Raw genomic sequence first — 17,677 nt, 5'->3', positions numbered from 1 at the left:
AGGGGGCGCCGCCCGTTATGACGTAATGGCATATGCCGGTGTTCTCTTCGGCAAAGAATCTTGCTTCTGTGAACGGTGAGGACAAGCCAGATTCACTGGTGTCGATCCTTCCGATTCACGGCGGAACCCAGGGTTCCTTCAGGAGATGTCATGGCATGTCTCCCTGAAGCGGAGGGGCTTGTTTCTGTGCGCCTACGTTCGATGTTTAGGGGCACCGCCTGCACAACCATGGGGGATCTGTGTGAACGTGTGCGCCTCCGGTGACCAACGGGGCCACCGGTAAGTGACTTTCCGTGGGGGGAAGTTGATGCAGAAGCATGCCCATGTACGGGCGAGACGCTCGCTGATCGTGGCACTGTCGGTGTTGGCGCTGGGTGCGGGCGCGTTGCCGGCCGCGATGGCTGATCCGGTGAAGCCGCCGCCGGTGCCCGCGTCCTCGGTGTGGGGGAAGGACGCGGCGAAGCTGCCGATCCCGCCGGTGAAGGTCGGCACGAACAAGGCCCCGGCGCCGGTCGCGGAGGCGGCCCCGTCGAAGGACCGCGCCGCGTGGCGCGCCGCGCAGAAGCAGCGCGCCCACTCCTCGCAGAAGGCCCGCCTGGCGGCCCCCGCCGCTCCGGCTGCCGCGGAGGTTCCGAAGGGCCAGGGCGCGGTGCCGTGGCACCAGATCTCGGACTTCCGGATCACCGACTCCCTGGTCGCGCGGGTGAACTACTCGACCGGCAACCTGATGCTCGCCGGCACCGACTTCGACGTCGCGGGTGTGGGCCAGAGCCTGCAGCTGTCACGGACGTACAACTCGATGGACGCCCCGTGGGGCAAGGTCTCCCAGCGCTGGTGGCAGGGTTACGAGCGCTACGCGCAGGTCAGCGACACCGAGTTCGTCTGGTTCGACGCGACCGGCGCGTCGGTGCGCTTCGTGAAGAAGGCCGACGGGACGTACACGACCCCGGCCGGGTACTCGAAGGACCTGACGAAGAACGCGGACGGCACGTACACCCTCACCGACCGCAAGTCCGGCTCCAAGGACACGTACAACGCGGGCGGCACCCTCACCAAGGTGACCGACCGCAACAACGGCACCATCACGGTCACCCAGCACGACGAAGGCGCGGAGCACAAGGGCTTCAAGCTCACCGAAACCCGCTCGGGCCGCTTCGTCGACCTGGTCAAGACGGACGCCTCGCAGTGGCAGGCCAAGGACCACACCGGCCGCACCGCCGTCTTCGACCTCAACCCGGCCGGCGATCTGACGAAGACCACCGACACCGCCGGCAAGGCCACGCTCTTCGACTACGACTCCTCGCGCCGCCTGACGAGGATCACCACCCCGGACGGCCGGGTGACGAACTTCGGCTACGACGCCCAGAACCGCCTCACCTCCATGCAACGCGCCACCGCCTTCAACGGCAACGCCCACACCGGCCCGACCCACACCTACGTCTACGAGACGAACAAGACCAAGGTCACCGACCCCGAACAGCACACCACCACCTACGAGCTGAACAAGGACGGCGGCGTCACCAAGACCACCGACCCGCTCGGCCACTCCCGCTCGAAGTCCTACGACACGAACCACAACGTCAAGACAGCGACGGACGCGATGGGGGTCGGCACCACCCCGGGCAACGAGACCGTCTACGGGTGGGACGCCCGCAACAACCCCACCTCCTCCAAACTCCCCTCCGGCGCAACCGCGCTGGCGGGCGGCTACACCACGAAGTCGGGCATCGACGTCCCCGGCAACCAGGAGACCCCCGACGGCGAGAAGACCAACTACACCTACGACGCGGCGGGCAACACCGAGTCGGTGGCGGTCACGGGCGCGGGTGGTGGCACGGAGAAGTTCTCGTACAACAAGGCGACCCCGACCTGCGGCGGCTTCGAGGGCCAGCGCTGCACGGTCACCGACGCCCGCGGCAAGGTCACCAAGTTCAAGTACGACGGCGAGGGCAACCTCGTCGAGGTCACCCCGCCCGCCCCGCTCGGCAAGACCACCTACACCTACGACGCGGCCGGCCGCATCGAGACGATGACCGACGGACGCGGCGTCAACGCGGTCTACACCTACGACAACCGCGACCGCATCACCGAGGTCTCCTCCTCGACCACCACGGTCACCTACGTCTACGACGCCGACGGCAAACCTCTCGCAGCGCACCGACGACGGCGGAGTCATCAACTACCGCTTCGACCCGCTCTCCCGCGAGACGATCCGCATCCTCCAGGACGGCTCCCAGACCGAGCTGACCTACACCCCCGCGGGCAACGTCGACACCTACAAGGACCCGGCCGGCCTGACCGACTACACCTACGACGCCGCCAACCGTCTCACCGCCCTGAAGGACCCCGCGGGCAAGTCGACGACGTACGCCTACAACGCCAACGACAAGCGTACAAAGACCACTTACCCGGGCGGCACGGTCCAGGAGGTCACCCCGGACAAGTCCGGCCGGCCGACCCAGATCAAGGCCACATCACCCAAGGGCCTGCTGACGAACACCGGGTACAACTACGAGTACACGGCCGGGGGCGTGAAGAAGGACGGCACCAAGATCCGCACCGCCACCGACGGCGCCAAGGGGCTGGTGAAGTCCTACCAGTACGACAGCGCGGGCCGCTTCTCCTACTCGGAGGAGAGGACCGGGATCATCGTCAAGGACTCCTACCAGTACTGCTACGACGCGGCAGGCAACCTCACCTCCCAGGGCTCAGCGAAGGGCTGCCCGTCCGGCATCGCCCTGACCTACAACGACGCCTCCCAGCTCGTCTCCCGCGCCGGCTCCACGGTCGGCTGGGGCTACGACAAGGCAGGCAACGAAACCGCAGGCGCCAGCGGTGTCATCCAGGCCCGCACCGGCGGCGTCTGGTCCGACCACTCCCAGCAGACGGCGGTGACCGTCGGCGGGAAGAAGTACGACGGCCTGTACGGCTCCACCGACCAGTCCGAGCGCCTCTTCTACGGCGACACCACCCTGCACAACGGCCCGTTGGGCCTGGCCGGCAAGACCGACCCGGCCGGCGACATGGGATTCAACCGGGAACCCACGGGCACCCTCAACTCCATGACGACCGGGGGCAAGTCGTACTACTACCTCACCGACGCACTCGGCTCCGTGCTGGCCATGGCCGACGAGACCGGCGCGAAGGTGAACGAGTACCGCTACAGCCCCCGCGGCGTCGACGGCACCTTCACCGAACAAGCCCCCCAGCCGTACCGCTTCACCGGCGGCTACCAGGACCCGACCGGCCTCTACCACCTCAAGGCCCGCTACTACGACCCGCGCATCGGCCGCTTCACCAGCCCCGACCCGTCAGGTCAAGAGAAGAACCCCTACCTCTACGCAGAGGGTGACCCCATCAACCGCATCGACCCGAGCGGAACCATCTCGTTGGGGTGCATCGGAACGATAGTCGGGGCAAGCGCTGCAGCCGTCGGATTGGCCGTTGCCGCGCCCGCTGCCCTGACGGCACTCGGAATCGGAGCCGGTGCAGCCGCAACCGCGGGAACAGGTGTTGCAGCTTCCACCGCTGGCGCGACAGCCATAGGCGGAGCTGTAACCTCCGCCGGGGGCCTGGTCGGCTCCGCAATCGGCATGTTCGCCACGTGTGGTGACTAGAAGAATATTGCCCTCGTAGACCCCCAGCCCAGGAGGCCTAGAATGCGAAAACTGATTGCGATTTACCTGGCTGTCCTGGTAGCCATTGCTGTTTTCCTCACCCTGGGGGGTGCTCCGTGGTGGGCTACTGTCATCGTCTCCGGCGCCTTCGCCGTAGCCGCCACACTGGTGACGGTGCGACAATCACGGAACCAAGCGCGCAGTTGAGGGCCTTGCCGCCTATAGGGATGTTTGGCTCCTATACGCGGAACGGAAACGATCGAGGTGCACACCGCGGTCCTCTTGGAGATCGAGGCCATCGCGTCCGAGGCACCTCACCTGCTCGACCGTGAGCGAGGGAAAATAGGAGCCAGCGGTCGTGTACCCACGGATCTGTGGGTACACGACCGCTGGCGCTTTCGCTGACGTGATTTCTATCGTCTGACTGCTGCTGTGGCGCCAGGTGCGGGGCGGGGGGCATTTTCCGAACCGTTTCTGGCACGCCCCAGTACTGCAACTGGGGCTCGGCAATTGCCAGCACGCAGATTGGGGCTACCGGGGTGCGGCCACGGGCGGGTTCCCTGGTTGCGCGACCGGAGTGCATGGGCCTTCCATAAGGGCATGATGGCCGCACCGCTTACTTGGCAGCTTTCCAAGTTCTCTCTCGATTGACGAACTTTCCTGACTCGACCCTCGTATGGGCCGGAATCATCGTCTTTCCTGCGTATGCGGCGATGGCGCGCCGTCTTCGCGATACCGGGCGTTCGGCGTGGAACATTCTCCTTATTTTCATCCCGCTTGTGGGGGTGCTGTGATTCTGCTCGTTTACTTGGCGGGTGCGAGCAAGAGCCGCAACGGAGCAGCCCGCCGCACTGGCATGAGGCAGCATTCGTGAATGGCTAAGTGGCTGTCACCTTGACCAGTTGGCCAGTTTGTCGAAGGAAGGGCGCGGGTGGCGGCCGCCCCTTGTCTTCCATTGCGTTATCTACAGTTCGATTCCCAACTGGGTGCGCCGGGCAGTGACCAAGCTGCGCCATCGGCGCCGGGTGTGCTCTGCGCCGTCGATCCAGCGGGCCGGTGATGCCGCTTCGCGAGGCAGGTCGGCCATGAAAGCAGTGATGTCGCGGTAGTAGGCATAGTCGCCGTCACGAGTTTGCTCGCGCAGTCGGGCGATGGTCGCAGCGACCTGGTCCTGATCGTTGAGGACGGCGTGGTGGAACGCCAGCGCGAGCTCCAGGGCAAGCTCGGTGTACGTCACGCCCGCTGCGGTGATCTCGGCGCGCAGCGCCTGGCCGCGGTTGTCGATGTGGGAGTCGGTGCGGCCCGCGTCACGGGTGAGTGCCGCGATGTGCGTGATCAGCGTGGTGGCGCGCAGATCCAGGCCAGCCAGGAGCTGCTCGGTGAGGTCGAGTTCGCTGTCGGCGGTGGCCGGGTCGGTGAAGGCCAGGGCGAAGGCGCGGTGGGCCTGGCTGTTGCCGCGTTCACCGGTGATGCCGTGGGTGTCGGCTTCGTCGCGTGCGGCGGCGTATGCGTCGGCGGCGCGGTTCATGTCGCCGTGGGGCCACCAGATGTCGCCCTGGACGCGGTGGTGGCGGCCTTCCCAGCCCAGGGAGTGGGCGGTGGTGAGGGCGGTGGGGAAGTCCCCGGCCATGCGGGCGAGATGGGCCAGTCCGCGTCGGGCGGCGGGGGCGAGGCGGCCCTGGCCGTCGGCGACGGCCTGCATGCCGGTGCGGGAGGCCTGGCTGTTTCCGAGGTCGCGGTGGGCTTTGGCCCGGTAGTACAGGGCCATGTCCTGCAGGTCGTCGGGGAGCAGGTGGCTGTCGATGACCGATGTGAGGCGGGCGGCGGTGTGGGAGCGGTGCTGGTGCTGGCGGCGGGCGATAGCGCTGAGGAGTTCGACCAGGGCGTCGGCGGCCGTACCAAGCCGGGGGCCGCTGTCTTCATGTCTGGCGGGTGGGGCGAGTGGTTCCCACACGGAGTCGCTGACGTAGGTCCACGCGGCGTCGGTGAGCCAGCCGAGGTCAAGGTCGAAGTCGCGGGCGAGGGTGAGGCCTTGGCGCAGGACGCCGATCAGGAGGTGGCGGCCGGGGCTGCGGTGTCCCCGCCACTGGGTGCCGAGTGCGTCCAGTGCGCGGCCGGCTGCCTGTGTCCAGTCGGTGGGGCTCCAGCGGTCGTCGGTGGAGTCGGCGGTGGTGCGCAGGGTGGTGCGGATCAGGGCGTGCAGGTAGTACGGCCACAGGCCGAAGGGGTTGTCGTGGACGAAGGGCCGCTCGATGAGGCGGCGGGCGGCGCTCTCGTGGGCGAGGGCGGCGGTCTTCATGACCAGGGCGGTGTCGAAGGCGTCGAAGAGGGATGCGGCGCGCAGGACATGCCGCTCCTGCGGGGTGAGGTCCTGGAGGGTGCGGGTGATCAGGGCGGGGAAGCCGCCGTCGAAGTCGGACGGGGCGGGGATGCGTCCGGTGCGGCGGATCTCCAGGACCCGCATCACCGCCAGGTCGAGATACAGGGGCAGCCCGTGCGAGCGGACGGCGATCTCGTTGCGCAGGCCTGCCGGAAGTAGGGGCTGCCCGGTGGGGGTGGTGAGGCGGCGGGCGAGGTAGTCCTCGCAGTCCTCGGGGCTGAAGTCACCGATCAGGACCTGCCGCCCCCGCACGGTGCCGGGCGCGGGGCGGGGGAGGGGGATGTCGTGGGTGGCGAGGCCGGGCCATGCGTGGGGGCCGGTGAAGTCGAGCTGCCCTTCGAGGCCGGGGTCGGCCCACTGGAGCCGGTTGCGGCCGGTCACGAGGAAGAACGCGTTCGGCATCATCCACACGATTCGCTGCAGCAGGCGCTCCAGGTCGCGGTGCGTGCGGTCGCCGGTGTCCTCGAAGGTGTCGAGTAGGATGACCGGCATCACCTTCTCCCGGGCCGCTTCCACGTCGTCCAGCAGGACACCACCCGCGAAACGCAGGCGGTCCTGATGACCGACGCCGACGTCGTCACCTGGCTCGCCGACCCGCAGGACACGGAGAGCTGACTGCCGGACAGCTGAGAAGGGGGTGCCTGCATGAGTGGTGGGCACCCCCTTGGCGTCCCGGTGGAAGGCACCTCCGTTGTCGGACCCTGTCCGTAGCCTTGGCTGAAGTACCTGAGACAGGAGCGCACGTGGCCCGCAGCGGAATCAACAAGCGTGAGATCGACAGGTGGGCGAAAGGCGTGGTCAAAGAGACCAACAAGAGCCTGGAGCGGGCGCAGCGACGGAACCCGCCCCGCGTATCCGCCCAGATCGATGTCACCACCGGCGCGGTCCCGGGCAGTGGGGTGACCGAGAGCAACGGCTATCTTGCCCGGCTGCTGCTGTGGCTGGACGGCCGTGAGAAGGACAACCCGTCGGGCTACATCAACGTCGCGGCTTTCCCCGAAGAGCTCCGGCTGGAGGACGAAGACCCGGTCATCCTGGCCCTTCAGCTGGACCAGCACGGCCTGGTGGAGCTCCTCCGCGCCATGGGGGTCACTGCCCGGCCCCATGTCCGTCTCACTGATGCCGGCCGCGTCGCCGCGCGCCAGCTGAAGGACCTGCAGAAGGACCGCGCCGCCCGGATCCGCCACACGATCGACGCCCTGCTGCGGTGGCTCTTCGACGCCGGCAGCGACCAGACACCCGTCAACCCGGCCCTGTTCCTTGCGACCCCCAGCTCCTACTTCGCCGGAACAGAGATCAGCGGAACAGATCTGCAGCAGGCCCTCGTCTACCTGGCAGAACACCGCCTCATCGACTACATCGACACCGACCCGGCCACGGCCGCCATCACATCTCAGGGCACGAGCTGCGCCCTGGCAGGAGGAAGCGTGCAGGACCACATCAACCAACCCCGCCCCGGCACCACGTACAACACCTACCTGCCGAACGCCAAGGGCGTCATCATCGGCGAGCAGCAGCACTTCACGCAGAACAACACCGACGGCGTCGACCCGGCCTTGTTCATCCAGGCCGCCGGGTACATCGGCCAGGTCAGCACCATCCTGGGGATGCCCGACGAGGACCGGGTGGAACTGGAGCGCGTCGCCCAGGACCTCCACGACGAGGCGACCTCCGACAGCCCCGAGCCCGGCCGTCTGCGCCAGTTCGCCACCCAGCTCAAGAACAAGCTTTTGGAAGGCACCTCCACCATGGCTGCGACGCAGGGCGTCCAGCTCATTGAGCAGGCCCTCGCCGCGCTCACGCAGTAGCCGCGTACGACCCGATTACGGGCCCCGGGGGAATCAGCCATGACAGCCCCGGGGCCCGGCTCTGTGGAGTCACCCGGTCCAACGATCCCCACCCTGCAACGTCACCCTGCCAAGCACTGGTTGAACAGGAGCAGGGGGGAACAGAGGCATGGAACTGCGGTAGACCAGAACCATGAACAGCCAAGAAGTGCTCTGCGTCCGCTGCGGCAGCGCAGACACCCGAATCACCCGCATCGACCAGACCAGCGCGGACGGCGACTGCTTCCGCTGCGACAAACCCTTCCAGGCCACGCCCTGCCAGAACTGCGGCGGCTACCGCATCGACGGGTCCTTCGGGGTCTCCGGCAGCAGGTTCGAGACCCTTCCCGAAACCGTGACGTGCGGGGACTGCGGCCACGCCAACCCGCTGCGCGATCCCGGCCCGGAGAGCGTGACCGCGTGACGCCCACCCCACCCGACACCGTAGGTACCGAGGACACGCGCCTGATCGTGGTCCGGGGCAACAGCGCCTCGGGAAAATCATCCGTCGCGACCGGCCTGCGCGAGCAGTTCGGCCGCAACCTCGCCATCATCGGCCAGGACAACCTGCGCCGGACCGTGCTGCGCGAGCGCGACCGGCCCGGCGGCGCCAACATCGGCCTGATCGACCTCACCGCCCGCTACGCCCTGGTGCATGCCCATCGTGGTGTCTCGCGCTGCTACTACCTCGATGTGCCGTACGCAGAGACGGTGCGTCGGCACGCGACGAAGCCGGATGCCGAATACCTCACACACGTCACCCCCGCTCACCTCAGCGACTGGTACCGGGAGGAGGATCTCCTGCCCGACGAGTTCGAGAGCGTCATCGGCGCGAGCAGCACCCTGGACGACACCATCCAGCAGATCCTGCGCGAGAGCGGTCTGGACCGAGTGCCCCCCGTCGATCGCTGACATCGTCGCCATTGCCAGGCCGCTCAGTCCTTCCTGGGTGCCGCCGTCGCACTGTGGGTCAGACAGCAAGTGCGATGAGGAAGTCGCGGGCGCGGACGTCCAGTGCGCTCGCGGCTCGTACGTTGCGGGCGCGGTAGGGAGCGAGGTCACGGCGCATCCGGGCGACGGCTTTACGGGTACGTACCGACCGGACACCGTCCATGTGGTCCATGGCGCGCCCCCAGGTGGCACACGCCTGCTCGATGCTGCCTCGTTTCAGTTGCATCTCCGCAGCGGCGTCGAGGTCCAGGGCGACGATCCGCGCGTAGGTGCCGGCGGGCCGCACGGCGGCCGCGCGGGCGTACTCGGTGGCGGCGGACCGGTGGTCGTCCAATGTCTCGAACACCTTGGCGGCGCGGGAGTGGACGGAGGCGGTGGGCGGCCCCCAGGTGAGGGCCCAATAGGGGACTTCGTCACCTCGGTCGGCGGCCAGGAGTTCGTGGGCGCGTTTCATTTCGGCAAGGGCAGCCGGGGCGGGGCCGGCTTTCGCGAGGGTGTGTGCGTGGACGATCCGGAACAGGGCTTCGGTCTGTACGTCGACGCGGCCTTTCGCGCGGTTAAGGCCGGTCTCGGCGAGGGCGAGGCAGTGTTCGGGCCGGTGGATCTTGAGGCCCTGCATGGCCATGGTCCGCATGACGAATCCGTCGTGGCCGGTGATGCCGGATTCGGCGGCGAGGGCGTAGGACTGAAGGTAGTAGCGCTGGGCGAGGCCCTGTTGTCCGGCGTCGTAGGACTTCCAGCCGAGCAGGTGCACGCCGCGGCTTGCGGCTGACAGCATCTGCCGGCGGATGTCGTCAGTGGCGAAGCGGCCCCGCACGAGGGGGGCGACGTCGTCACGCAGGTAGGTGATGAGGGCGCTGCGGCCGTGCTGGCCACCGTGGCGTTCGTCCATCTCGGAGAACATGCTCACCATGTCGCGGACGGCGTGGACTTCGGCCATGCCGATGAGGCGGCCGGTGCGGGCGGTGCTGGTCCGGTCGGCAATCTCCTGGACGTGCGCGAGGGGCAGCGCGGCGGCGGCGACGGAGTAGGCCGACGTGGACAGGAACTGGCGCCGGTCGAGTTCGTGCCGCCACATCGGCAGGAGGGAGGTCATCGGGTCGTCTCCCCACGTGAGTCCGAGGCTTTCATCCTCTCCCAGGTCGGGCAGTCCGAGATCGGTGGGGGTCAGGAGCCGGCCCAGGCGCCGGGACAGCGCGGTGATGAGGTAGCGGACGGTGGGCGCGGCGGGCCGGGTCCCGGCCGTCCAGTGCTCGACGGCGGACTTGTTCGTCCGGACGGTGGCGCCGCACTCGGCGGCGACGGCCCGGACCTGGCGGGCGAGGGCGTCGTAGGTGAGTCCCGCTTCGGCGATGAGCTCTTTGAGCTGGTGGTTCGGCGTCCGTGTGGCCATGTGTCCCTGCCCCGTATACCCGATATACCGCTTACCCCGTACCTCACCGTACCGCCGTTGCAGGCACGGCGGTTGACTGAATGTCAGACCCAGGAACAGCACCCCGGACGGTGACGGCCGGGTGATGTCGCACTGGGTTGCACCCGTCCGACAGTGCCCATCAGGGGGCGGGACGGCGCGTTCAAGGAGGCAGTGCAGATGAAGACCACCACCACCCCGAAGCCTGCGGTCAAGGTCGACCCGAAGGCGGTTGCGACGCTCCAGGCGAAGATCGCCCGGTTCGTCGGCACCGGCGCGCTGACCGCGGCTCCGCACACGTACCACCACTGACCGGATCCGCCAGGAGGCGGGGGTTGGCCTGCCCCGCCCCCTGGCGGGCTCCCGGACCATGGACTTGCAGAGGAGAGCAGCAGTGGACACACGCTTAGACCTGACGTTCCTTGGCCACCAGACCTGGCTCGTCCAGGGGGCCGGCCGCAGCATCCTGATTGATCCTGTCCTGAAGCCTGCGTTCGGCCTGTCGGGCCGTGCTGAGTGCCGGGTGTGGCCGCCGCGCGAGGTCGACACCGCGGCGATGCCCGCACCGGACGCGGTGATCCTGACCCACGAGCACCTCGACCACTTCCATCTGCCGTCGCTGGACCTGCTGGACCGCTCCACGCCGGTCTTCAGCGGGCCGATGCTGCCCGCGCCGGTCAGTGAGGCGATCGAGCGCCTGGGGTTCTCGGTGCACCGGCTCGACCACACGCAACCGATCGAGCTGGGGGACCTGCGGGTGACGCTGTACCCGGCGGGCGCCAAGACGCTGTTCTGGGAGGACCGTGTGGTCCAGCCCTGCATCCGCGTCCAGGACGGGCCGTCCGTGTTCGTCGCAGTCGACGCGGACGTCTCGGACCTGTACCTCCAAGCCGTGCAGGAGGGCACCGCACCGGTGCCGCGCATGGCGGTGGTGTCGAACAACTCCCAGATCGTGCCGAACGGAATGCCGGCGTCGTCGGTGAATCTGCTGCCGGGCGTGGCGGGCACCCGGCACAAGACCGGGCTCAGCGTCCTCAACCAGCTGCTGCTGGAGGTGCTGGAGCCACTGGACGGAGTCAGGGACGTCGCGCTGTGCGGGAACGGGTTCCTTCCGCCCGCCTCACCGCACGGACCGTTCCTGTACTCGGACCACCCGGCGATGGCCGATGCGGCGAACAGCCTCCAGGGCCTGTTCCATGTGCACGGCCCCCGGCCGGGCGACCGGCTGAGCGTGCCCGCATCGACCGACGCGCGGGTGACGGTGCGCACGGTGGCCTGGGTGCGGCCCGACGACACGTTCGAGGCACAGGCTCTGGTCCAGCACGCGGCGTTCCTCGCCGACCCGGGCCCGGTAGAACTGTCGCCGCTCTCCGACCGGCCGGCCGATGGTGATGCCGCGATGGAGACGGTCCTTGCGGAACTGCCGCGCCTGGGGCGCGAGCTCCTGGCCACAGGGACGGGAATGCTGGCGTGTTCCGTCCACGAGTACCTATCCGGTCCACTGGGCGCGCACCGTGCGGTGCTGCGGCTCAAGGACGGCCCGTGCGGGGAACTGCTGCAATTCGCGTGGGACGTGACGACGGCCTCGTTCGTACAGGTCAAGGCGACCGGACGGGAAGAGGCCATGGCCGTGTACCCCTTCGGTGCGGAGGTGTTCTTCCAGGACTTCGTGGCACTGCTGCAGGGTCGGTTGCAGGTGTGGGACGTCGCGGGCGGGGCGATGGAGTGCTGGGGCGTAGGAGCGCCTCTGGACAGCCTGGTGTACGCGTTCTTCGGGATCTACGGCGAGCACCAGCGCCCGGACCTCGCGGCACAGTCGTACGCGCACATGGCCAGCAGCATCGGTGTCACAGCGGGATCGTCATGACGACGACGGCACCGGCAACAGCCGCGGAATCCCTGGCCGGCCTGGCACGGGTCCGCCCCGCCGGGTGGCTCGCGAACCCGATGCCGCGGGACCAGGACGCGGTACTGGCACGGGCGCGGGAGGTGCTGGAGCGCGATCACCCGGGTATCGACGGGCGGTTGACGCTGCTCGCGGCCCGGTACACGGCGGCCGTCGTCGCAGTGCACACGCCAGCCGGAACGGCGGCCCTCAAACTCCACGCCGACCCGGCCGCGTACGCGGGAGAGTCGCTGGCGTACACACTGCTGGACCAGACAGCGCCGGTCGCCCTCCTGCACGACGAGTCGCCCCGGTCCCTGTCGATGGTGATCGAGTACCTGCCGAAGCCCTTCGCCCCGCGCCCGGCTTTCCCGGAGGTCCTGGTGGACCGGGTGGCGGCGGTGCACACGGCATCGCTGCGGCTGGCGCCGGACGCCGCAACGGCGATGGCACCCTTCCGGCTGGGCGAGGCAGCAGGGCCGCTCTGGATCGTGGACCGTTCCGCGTGGGCGGACGTGATCTGCGCGCACCGCGAGGCGTACGGGCCAAACCTCGTGCCGTTCGGCCACCTTGACCTGAAGCCCGAGCATCTGCGGGTGCGGGCGGACGGCACGGCGGTCCTGCTGGACGTGGAGACGCTGAGGCCGGACGTGACGGGACTGATCGATCTCGTGACGCTGCCAGCGGTGCTTCGGCAGGCTGGGCACGAGATCGCGCCGACCCGGGTTGCAGCGATGTACCGCAGTGCGACGGCCGTGTACGGCGGCGGGTGGTCGGCGGCCGGGCTGCGGACGGCGTTGCGGGCGTTCGCCGCGGCGACAGGGCTGGAGAGTCTGCACGGCCTGATATGAGAACGCGCGGATGCCCGGCCCCCTTGCCGAGGGGGGCCGGGCATCCGGGCGTTCGGGGGTCAGGGGCCGTCGATGCCGATGATCGTGCCGAACGGGTCTCGCAGTTGGGCGATGCGGCGCCCGGGCTCGATGTCCAAGGGCCCGCGGTGGTGTTCGCAGCCGGCGGCGAGGAGCCGTTCTCGGGCCTGGTCAACGTCGTCGACGTGCCAATACACGACGGGGCTGCCACCGCGGGGGTTGTGCTGGTCGTCGGCGGGGTGGAATCCCAGCTCGATGCCGGCGGCGTCGACCCACGCGTACACGTCACCCGTAGGACTGATGTCGGTTTTCACAGGAGCGTCGAGGAGCTCACCCCACCAGGCCGCTGATACTGACGGGTCATCAGCGAAGACCATGACGGTCCGCACGTGGTGGAACAGCATGGGGATACCTCCGATGGGGCGTCTCATCTTAGGTGCGCCGGGGTAGTCACGTCTGAACATTCGCCGCCTTTTTTCTGCAGCCCGGCCCACGGGGAAGGAGCTGACCTCCGCATGGTGACCCTGCGTGCACTGCGCCCCGACGACGCAGCCGCCCTCACCCGCATCTACAGCGGGGCCTCCATCCGGCACACCACTGGCAGGCCGCTCACCCTTGACCAGGCACACGACAAGATCCGCACGGCTCTCGCCCGAGCCGCTGAAATCCCCCGCTCACAGTGGAGCTGGAGCATCCTCCACGAGAGCGATCTGATCGGCCTGATCTCCCTGCGCCGGCGCACCCCGACCATGGGCACCCTCAGCTACATCCTCCGGGAGGACAGTTGGGGCCACGGCCACGCCTCCCACGCCGCCCGCCAGGTCGTCGCCACCGCCTTCACCACCGCGGGTCTCACTCGGCTGGAGGCCATGCACCACCCCGACAACCCCGCCTCCGGCCGCGTCCTGGCCAAAGTCGGGTTCACCCGCATCGGCACCGCCGACCGGGACACCGAGACCGGAACCGTCCCCTACGAACTGTACGGACTGGAGAGCGGTACCTGACATGAAGCTCAACGACCTCGGCCCGCTGATGGCCCGCCGCCGGGACGGCTGCCTCAGCTTCGGCTTTGACCGCTTCCTCGCCGACCCGGCACTGGCCACCCTGCACTGGCCGGACGAGCATCGGCGTCTCCTCCACACGAGGGAAGACATCGCCGACATCGTTTCCTCGCAGGGCCCACGGCCGTTCGACGTTTCGACGCCGTATGTCGAAGCGGCGTGTTCCGAACGAAGTGGAAATACAAGATGCACCTCCCCACACGGGCGCTGGCTGCAGCAACAGCGAGCTGCGCAGCGGCTGTCCTGCTGGCTACGTCTGCCGGTCCAGCGCAGGCCGCTGATCTTCAGTGGACCCTCAAGATCGCCACAGGTACCGACACGGGCGCTGGGACGGACGCCGACGTGTTCGCTCAGGTCTACTGCTACGGCCCCAAGGGCGAGATCGTTACCGCTGACCGCACGTCTGCGCTCGAAGGGCACGGAAACGATTTTGAGAACGGTGACGAGGACGAGTACACCGTCACCGTCCCGAACACCTGCGTCACACCGTATGACGTGAGCCTCAGCGTAGCCACGGTCGAGGGCGTGGTCACCGACAAGTGGCAGTTCCGTAAGCTCACCCTCATCACCGACAAGGGCGAGAAGTACTACGGCGGCGAGGGTGACCACGACAACGGCCACGGCAGCTTCTGGCTCGACCCGCACGGCGACTTCACGGACAGGACCAATAGGGCTCCCTTGCGGGACACGTTCTGAGGCACGCCAAGCAAGGCCCCACCCGTCCGGTCTCAACCAGGCCCGGACGGGTGGGGGCGGATCTTGAGATGCCGTCCAGCGGTGTCGGACCGCCGGACGCTGCGGCGGCCTCGGCGCCGTCCGCCGGCACGGACTGCGGCGGCTGTCACCAAGCCAACGGCCCGCCACAGAACACCCGCGCTCCCTTCGGCTACCAACCGGTCGATGACAGCCCGCTCGACGGCCTCGCACCCGGCCTGACCGTGTCCTGGCGGACAAGGCGTACACGTCGCGCAGAAACCGCCGCTACCTGCGACGGCGCGGCATCCCGCACACGATTCCCGAACGCCTTGACCAGCAAAGACACCGCAAGAACCGAGGCTCCCGAGGCGGTCGCCCCACCGGCTTCGACAGCGAGCGCTACAAGAAGCGCAACACCGTCGAACGCACCATCAACCGCCGCAAGGGCTTCCGGGCCGTCGCCACCCGCTACGAGAAACGCGCCTACATCTACCTCGGTACCGTCACGCTCGCAGCACTCGTCATCTGGCTCAGAACATGATCCGAGAAACAGTGCCTAGGCCGTCGGTACCCACGACGAGCAAGATGGCGGGTTCTGGCAGGCTGACCAAATGAGCGGGAATGTAGAGGCGTTCGGCGACCGGTTTCGAGACCGACGCGAACGCAAGTACGGATATGACTTCCGTGATGAGGTTCTGGTGCGCTGTCCTCGGTGTGATGGGTGTGCCACTGTCACGCCCCACCCCGAGATCCCGGCAGATGAGAAGGCTGCCGGCTACGGGAGCCTGGATCTCCATCGGCGGCTGCGGTGCACGGGGTGCGGCTCCTTCAAGGATCGGAAGGTCGACTCTGCTGTCATGGGCAGCCCTGTCGATCCTTACTTCCAGCAACCGGTGTGGTTGCAGACGAGCTGCTGTGGACACGTCCTGTGGGCCTATAACGTGCGTCATCTCGATCTGCTGGAGGCCTACGTGGGGGCCAAACTTCGTGAGCGCGGAGAGCTTGTGCCTTGGGCCCCGACAAGTCTGGTCGAACGGCTTCCCACCTGGTTGAAAGTCGCGAAGAACCGGACCGAGGTTTTGCGGACGATCAAGCGCTTGCGTTCCACACTGCCTGCTGGTGGGTGATCGAACGGGCGGTGGCCACGGCTCAGGTACGGCCGACGCGCGTTCATCCGGCCAGTATGCAGGGGCCAGTCTCACCCGTTCGAGGACGAGCCAGCGCACGTGAAGCGGTCTGGACACCCTCCGTGACCGCTCCCCAAGATCTTTGCCAGAACCGAGAACGGGAGTCGTTTGTCGACGGCTTCGGGAGTCACCACGTCACCCTGTTGCTTGATCAATGTCGATGAGGTGCCGGCGGCTCAACGGATCGCGCTGGCAAGCCACTCGCTGAGCGGGCCATGGACCGGATCACCGGCACGACCGTCTGGGCGCCGGAGCTGGCCCGCCGCCCGCCCAGTAGGGCCGTTGTCACAGGCAGCGGCTACCTTGCACCTCAGCACAGAAGCAAGGCAGGTTGCAGGAAGAGGAGCGGCAATGGTCGTCGAGGTGGGGTACGCGCAGGCGTGGGACCTGGAGGCTTGTGCGCCCTGGCGGCCGATATCCGCCGAGGAGGCCCGGGAGCGGGATGCCGCCGGGCTTCCGTACGTGGTGGTGTACCGGGAGCCGGGCCGGGAGGCTCCGCTGGAAGTCCGGCTCGTCTCCTGGCGAGACCACTACGTCGGGTTGTGGGTCTACGACGCCCAGGGCCGCCGCACCTACGACCTGGACATGCGGCTGCTGGACGACCCGTCGCGGCTGCTGCGCCGGTACTCCGTCGGCTGGTACTACACAGGCCCAGAGATGGCGGAGTTCGACAAGGCGTGCCCACGCATCACCATGGACCTCTTCCCGGACGGGAGGGGCCGACGGACGGAGGAGCGGCAGGGGCAGGGCGGGGGCTCCTACACCACCTCGCCCGGACTCCGGGACGACGAGCGCTGGATGGACCGCCCCGCCTTCGAGGAGTTGTCGCTGCTCTCGGCCCGGGTACACGGGCTCACTGAGCCGCCGGCCTTCGAGGTGGCTGAGGTGGCCGAGGCAAGTGACGGAGACGCCCCCGACACCTGCTGGCATCCGCCGCGCCCCGCGCAGCCCGGGCCGATCAACGAGTTGTTCCGGCCCGGGGTGCGCGTGACCGACGGGTACCACCCCGAGATGACCGTCGTGGAGCCGCGCCGGGTAGGCACCCTGCACGTTCCCAGCGGGCTGCCGGCCGTCTCCGGCCCAGACATCGACCACGGCGACGGGCCGCGCATCACGATCCCCGTCCCGCCCGGGGAGTACGTACTTGACGAGGCGCTGGTCCGCTTCAGCTACCACTGCGAGTGGCGGGACGCCGAGGTCACGACCACAAAACCCACGGCCGTCCGCCTGCTCGTAAGCGAGACCACTGCCGCCACCTGGGAGATGGCACTCGGTCCGGACGACGATCCCCGGCTGTTCATTGAGCAGCAGATAGCCGGCTTCGACACCGACGGTGCCGCCGGCTGCTTCGCCGACGCCGGGGCCTGGGAGCCGCTGATCGCGCTCTTCGAGCGGGGGCTGATCCGGGGGGAGTCGGACCTGGACGGGTACGAGGACATCGACGACGGTTCCATGTTCATGCAGCGCACCTGGGACGAGGCTTCCGGCGGCGAGCTCATGTCCTTCGCGACGACCGGGGACGGTACCTACCCGGTGTGGGTCGGCCGTTCCGAGGCCGGTGAGGTAATCGGCGTAGTGGTGCTGGTGGAGGGGATGCCCGAGCTGCTCCCGGAGCGGGACGCAACCCCCACCGATGCGGCTGTGTAGGCAGGGTCCTGCCTGCGGCCGCAGTTGCCAGTCTGGTTGCAGCTGGTGATGATCTCGGCAGTACGGTTCACAACGCTCGGCGCCTGGAGTCCGGGGTACATGTACCCACCAGGTCAGCGGCGGGTGCCTCCCGAACTCGTGAACATC

At 68.2% G+C, this 17,677-nt stretch carries 15 protein-coding genes and 2 pseudogenes; 13 read left to right on the top strand and 4 right to left on the bottom strand.

From position 1 onward, the window contains the following. Positions 1–192 precede the first annotated feature (192 nt). Complete coding sequence (locus tag ACIQM4_RS27835; protein WP_401597502.1) at positions 193–684, bottom strand: hypothetical protein; 492 nt, start codon at positions 682–684, stop codon at positions 193–195. Here ACIQM4_RS27835 and ACIQM4_RS27830 point away from each other — a divergent pair. Together ACIQM4_RS27830 and ACIQM4_RS27825 are read left to right on the top strand one after the other, a co-directional pair. Beyond that, positions 650–3,617 (top strand): annotated as a pseudogene (locus ACIQM4_RS27830) (RHS repeat-associated core domain-containing protein). The gene ACIQM4_RS27835 and the pseudogene ACIQM4_RS27830 overlap by 35 nt on opposite strands. Before the next feature lie 620 nt (positions 3,618–4,237). Continuing rightward, positions 4,238–4,411 carry a DUF805 domain-containing protein gene (locus ACIQM4_RS27825; protein ID WP_401596996.1) on the top strand — a complete coding sequence of 58 codons (174 nt, stop codon included), beginning with the start codon at positions 4,238–4,240 and terminating at the stop codon, positions 4,409–4,411. Positions 4,412–4,581: 170 nt separating this feature from the next. Here the strand turns inward: ACIQM4_RS27825 and ACIQM4_RS27820 are convergent, their stop codons facing one another. Continuing rightward, positions 4,582–6,657 (bottom strand): tetratricopeptide repeat protein, encoded by a 2,076-nt coding sequence (locus ACIQM4_RS27820; protein WP_401596993.1) that lies wholly within the window; start codon positions 6,655–6,657, stop codon positions 4,582–4,584. Positions 6,658–6,740: 83 nt separating this feature from the next. Between ACIQM4_RS27820 and ACIQM4_RS27815 the strand changes: the two genes are divergently transcribed. The 3 genes from ACIQM4_RS27815 (at position 6,741) to ACIQM4_RS27805 (ending at position 8,735) form a co-directional block, all read left to right on the top strand. Continuing rightward, positions 6,741–7,805, top strand: coding sequence for a hypothetical protein (locus ACIQM4_RS27815; RefSeq protein WP_401596991.1), 1,065 nt, complete (start codon positions 6,741–6,743; stop codon positions 7,803–7,805). A 172-nt stretch (positions 7,806–7,977) separates the two neighbouring features. Further along, positions 7,978–8,247: a hypothetical protein gene (locus ACIQM4_RS27810; protein WP_401596988.1), complete on the top strand. Its 270-nt coding sequence runs from the start codon at positions 7,978–7,980 to the stop codon at positions 8,245–8,247. After that, the gene (locus ACIQM4_RS27805; RefSeq protein ID WP_401596985.1) at positions 8,244–8,735 is read left to right on the top strand and encodes a kinase; all 492 of its coding nucleotides are present in this window, start codon (positions 8,244–8,246) and stop codon (positions 8,733–8,735) included. Before ACIQM4_RS27810 ends, ACIQM4_RS27805 begins: the two co-directional genes overlap by 4 nt. A 58-nt stretch (positions 8,736–8,793) precedes the next feature. Here the strand turns inward: ACIQM4_RS27805 and ACIQM4_RS27800 are convergent, their stop codons facing one another. Further along, a complete protein-coding gene (locus ACIQM4_RS27800; RefSeq protein WP_401596982.1) occupies positions 8,794–10,167 on the bottom strand; it encodes a hypothetical protein in 1,374 nt (457 codons plus the stop codon). A 198-nt stretch (positions 10,168–10,365) separates the two neighbouring features. Here ACIQM4_RS27800 and ACIQM4_RS27795 point away from each other — a divergent pair, with 198 nt between their 5' ends. The 3 genes from ACIQM4_RS27795 to ACIQM4_RS27785 all read left to right on the top strand — a co-directional run bounded on the left by ACIQM4_RS27795 (position 10,366) and on the right by ACIQM4_RS27785 (position 12,921). Beyond that, entirely contained in the window at positions 10,366–10,497 is a 132-nt protein-coding gene (locus ACIQM4_RS27795) for a hypothetical protein (protein ID WP_401596979.1), read from the top strand. 82 nt (positions 10,498–10,579) lie between these two features. Further along, positions 10,580–12,052: an MBL fold metallo-hydrolase gene (locus ACIQM4_RS27790; protein ID WP_401596976.1), complete on the top strand. Its 1,473-nt coding sequence runs from the start codon at positions 10,580–10,582 to the stop codon at positions 12,050–12,052. Next, positions 12,049–12,921, top strand: coding sequence for a hypothetical protein (locus ACIQM4_RS27785; protein ID WP_401596973.1), 873 nt, complete (start codon positions 12,049–12,051; stop codon positions 12,919–12,921). The genes ACIQM4_RS27790 and ACIQM4_RS27785 overlap by 4 nt, the downstream gene beginning before the upstream one ends. A gap of 59 nt (positions 12,922–12,980) precedes the next feature. Here ACIQM4_RS27785 and ACIQM4_RS27780 read toward each other — a convergent pair whose 3' ends face one another. After that, complete coding sequence (locus tag ACIQM4_RS27780; RefSeq protein ID WP_401596971.1) at positions 12,981–13,343, bottom strand: VOC family protein; 363 nt, start codon at positions 13,341–13,343, stop codon at positions 12,981–12,983. Positions 13,344–13,454: 111 nt separating this feature from the next. Here ACIQM4_RS27780 and ACIQM4_RS27775 point away from each other — a divergent pair, with 111 nt between their 5' ends. The 5 genes and pseudogenes from ACIQM4_RS27775 (at position 13,455) to ACIQM4_RS27755 (ending at position 17,530) form a co-directional block, all read left to right on the top strand. Then, positions 13,455–13,943, top strand: coding sequence for a GNAT family N-acetyltransferase (locus ACIQM4_RS27775; RefSeq protein WP_401596968.1), 489 nt, complete (start codon positions 13,455–13,457; stop codon positions 13,941–13,943). Positions 13,944–14,186: 243 nt separating this feature from the next. Further along, on the top strand, positions 14,187–14,696 hold the full coding sequence (locus tag ACIQM4_RS27770) for a PLAT/LH2 domain-containing protein (protein WP_401597473.1): 510 nt from the start codon (positions 14,187–14,189) through the stop codon (positions 14,694–14,696). A gap of 220 nt (positions 14,697–14,916) precedes the next feature. Further along, positions 14,917–15,237 (top strand): annotated as a pseudogene (locus tag ACIQM4_RS27765) (transposase); the annotation flags it as partial. Between the two features lie 316 nt (positions 15,238–15,553). Then, positions 15,554–15,823 carry a hypothetical protein gene (locus ACIQM4_RS27760; protein ID WP_401596965.1) on the top strand — a complete coding sequence of 90 codons (270 nt, stop codon included), beginning with the start codon at positions 15,554–15,556 and terminating at the stop codon, positions 15,821–15,823. Positions 15,824–16,234: 411 nt separating this feature from the next. Continuing rightward, entirely contained in the window at positions 16,235–17,530 is a 1,296-nt protein-coding gene (locus ACIQM4_RS27755; protein ID WP_401596964.1) for a DUF4241 domain-containing protein, read from the top strand. Positions 17,531–17,677 lie beyond the last annotated feature (147 nt).

This window comes from Streptomyces sp. NPDC091272 (assembly GCF_044757485.1).
Lineage (GTDB): Bacteria > Actinomycetota > Actinomycetes > Streptomycetales > Streptomycetaceae > Streptomyces.
The sequence above is the reverse complement of the archived record's forward strand: the minus strand, read 5'-3'. Positions and strand labels throughout refer to the sequence as shown.